This is a genomic window from Rhizobium sp. SEMIA 4085 (assembly GCF_013004495.1).
Taxonomy (GTDB): Bacteria; Pseudomonadota; Alphaproteobacteria; order Rhizobiales; family Rhizobiaceae; genus Rhizobium; species Rhizobium gallicum.
The window spans coordinates 1-2662 of record NZ_JABEPH010000551.1 but is presented as its reverse complement, the minus strand read 5'-3'; the positions used below and the strand labels follow the sequence as shown (position 1 = coordinate 2662).

General features: G+C 60.6%; 3 protein-coding genes and 2 pseudogenes. 3 read left to right on the top strand and 2 right to left on the bottom strand.

All coding sequences use genetic code 11. The features are described 5' to 3' along the window. Positions 1–52: 52 nt before the first annotated feature. The 3 genes and pseudogenes from C9413_RS30795 to C9413_RS30785 form a co-directional block, all read left to right on the top strand. A pseudogene (locus C9413_RS30795) lies at positions 53–448 on the top strand (iron ABC transporter); the annotation flags it as partial. A 143-nt stretch (positions 449–591) separates the two neighbouring features. Then, positions 592–942: a DUF883 family protein gene (locus tag C9413_RS30790; RefSeq protein ID WP_133941639.1), complete on the top strand. Its 351-nt coding sequence runs from the start codon at positions 592–594 to the stop codon at positions 940–942. A 9-nt stretch (positions 943–951) separates the two neighbouring features. Next, positions 952–1353, top strand: a complete 402-nt coding sequence (locus tag C9413_RS30785) for a hypothetical protein (protein WP_170251381.1) — start codon at positions 952–954, stop codon at positions 1351–1353. A 21-nt stretch (positions 1354–1374) separates the two neighbouring features. Here C9413_RS30785 and C9413_RS30780 read toward each other — a convergent pair whose 3' ends face one another. After that, the gene (locus tag C9413_RS30780) at positions 1375–1887 is read right to left on the bottom strand and encodes a cupin domain-containing protein (RefSeq protein ID WP_170251380.1); all 513 of its coding nucleotides are present in this window, start codon (positions 1885–1887) and stop codon (positions 1375–1377) included. Between the two features lie 215 nt (positions 1888–2102). Then, positions 2103–2657: pseudogene (locus C9413_RS30775) on the bottom strand (RNA polymerase sigma factor). Positions 2658–2662 lie beyond the last annotated feature (5 nt).

Below are 2662 nucleotides of genomic sequence, written 5' to 3'. Positions count from 1 at the left end.
GCAGCTCGGCGCAGGCGTCCTCGTGTGACTCGAAGGGCGTTGCTGCCAGGCGCTTTCGGGCGGCGAGCAGCAGCGCGTCCAGCTCGCGCGCGTGCTGTGCCAGATCTGCGAGCCGGTCGTGGATGGAAAACCCTGCTGGCTGTTACTCGATGAGCCGGTTTCCAGCCTCGACATAAGCCATCAGCTGACGATCATGAGCCTTGCGCGGAAGTTCTGCGACGCAGGCGGCGGCGTGATCGCAGTCATGCACGATCTCAACTTGACCGCTCTTTTCGCGGACCAGATCGTCCTCATGAAAGCCGGGGGACTAGCCGCTGCCGGCAGCGTCAGCGACGTGCTCACCGACGAGCGCATGCAATCTGTATTCGGATGCCCGCTGCGCATCAGTCAGGTTCCGATGGACGGAACACCCTTTGTCCTGGCTCACAGCGCGCTTGCGGGCCGCTAAACCGCCGGAACTTTTGATTGGCCAGCGCGTTGTCGTGTCGATGATTTGGATCAATGCCGGGCGATACGACTTATTGCAACGATCGGTGCTGACCTCGTTTAAAACCGGCCCGCGACTTTGCGCGCGCCCATTCCAAGGAGAGCATCATGGCTTCCATCCTCCCGTCCATTCGCGGCCGGCGCCATGGCAACGGTACGCTTCACGACATCGAATCCACGATCGAGGACCAGATCGAAAGCCTGCGCGACGATATTGCGTCCCTGACGAAGTTGGTTGCGAAGAATTCGCGACGGCGCGGCGAAAAGCTCCGCTATCAGGCGGCTGCTGGCTATGACGAACTCCTTGGCCGCAGCGAAGACCTCCTCCACGATCTGCAGGAGGGCTATCTGCGCGGCGCAAATGAAGTTCGCCATACGGTACGCAGGCATCCGATCGCAACGATCGGTGCGGCGGCCGCCTTCGGCCTCGTGCTCGCGCTCCTCGCACGCCGTTAAGGAGGATCGATGCTCTTTCCGATCCTCAGCCTTTTGTTAGGAAACAGTTTTCACAGGACCGTTGCGCGAACCAAGCGCAACGGTATTTTCATCGCGCTCGCCGCAATCTTCCTTCTGAGTGCCTATGCGCTTGCGGTGACAGCCGGGACAATCTGGCTCGCGGGCGTCTACGGCGCAGTCGGTGCTGCCCTCTTTCTTGCGGCATGCGCGCTGCTGATCGGAATCGCCGTGCTGATCGTCATGAAGGTCATGAATGCACAGGAAGCGCGTCGTGCACAGGAGCGCCGCCTGGCGATCGAGTCACTGGCAGCCGCCGGCATCGGCCTTGTCCGTTCACAGCCGCTTTTGACGGCCGGCGTGCGTGCCGCGCTCGTTGCAACAAACTTGATGGGCTCCAAACACCGCGACTAGGGATCCTGACCTCTAGCCAGTTTAGCTCGTACATTTGCGAATGCGGTCCGGAAGTCCATCATGGGGGCCAAGTGGCCGCTTCGGCCAATCGTCCCACCAATCGTCAATGAGCGTCTTCCTTTCCGGGTTGAGAGGATAGTGAATACGGTTCTCCGGCTTGTGTCTCTCTCCGACCACGAGCAGCCGGACCTCCTCCTCAGTGTTATGGATGAAACTATGGGCTATGCCGGTGCCAGCCGGGACCCCCACGCCGTCGCCGGGTGCGAGCCGATGCAGATGGCCATCGATCCACACGTCGGGAGATCCTTCGATAACGAAGACGAATTCCTCCTCCGCGCTTTCGGCATGTGGAAGCGATGTGCGCCGGCCGGCCGGCAACCGCTCATGATGAATGCCGAGTTTCGAAAGGCTGAACGCCCGGCCAAAAGGCGCGCCAATGCTCATGCGTTCATCGCGTCCTGAATAATGCGGCTCATCGGGTCGCTCGATATTGCGCCAGTGGGTGATAAATGTTGGACGTTCGTTGCTGTTCATCAGTCGATCCTCGTGTAGCCCATGCCCGCAAGCCACGCTCAAATCCGCAACGAGCACCGGTCATGAGCTAGCGACCGCACCTCAATCGTCAAGCATTCCGCGCAGCGGCGACCGGCATGTTTGCTGCCGAGTTTTCAGGGCTAGTCTTCATCTCTTGCACAACAAAAAGCCGGCGCCTGAGGCAACCGGCTTTTTCCTCCGATTCAACGCGTGGATCAGAAGGCGAAAGCCTTCGACGTCAGCGGCGCGGACGTCGAATCCGGGCCGAAATCCGCTTCGCCGGAGATCTGCAGCAGTTCCTGGAGCCGCTGGCGGGCACGATTGACTCGGCTCTTGATGGTGCCGACGGCGCATCCGCAGATCTCCGCGGCTTCTTCGTAGGAGAAGCCTGATGCGCCGACGAGAATGATCGCCTCGCGCTGATCCGGCGGCAGTTGGTCAAGTGCCTTTTTGAAATCCTGCAGGTCGAGAGCGCCGTATTGCGCCGGATGCATCGCCATGGATTCGGTGAAAAGGCCGTCGCTGTCCTGGATCTCGCGGCCGCTCTTACGCATCTGGCTATAGAGTTCGTTGCGCAGGATTGTGAAAAGCCAGGCCTTCATGTTGGTGCCCATCTCGAAGTGATCCTGCTTTGCCCAGGCCTTCATGATGGTGTCCTTCACCAAGTCGTCGCCCCGACCGTGCCTCGCGTTCACCTACATGGCGGCTGCACCCGGCCTCGGCACCAGCGCCCTCGTTTCCCTGCTTGCTCATGGTCTAGCCCTTTCCATCGTGG

Excerpts from the sequence above, each read along its gene's own strand:
- C9413_RS30785 (WP_170251381.1), top strand. The coding sequence starts at position 952 with ATGCTCTTTCCGATCCTCAGCCTTTTGTTAGGAAACAGTTTTCACAGG.
- C9413_RS30780 (WP_170251380.1), bottom strand. The coding sequence starts at position 1,887 with ATGAACAGCAACGAACGTCCAACATTTATCACCCACTGGCGCAATATC.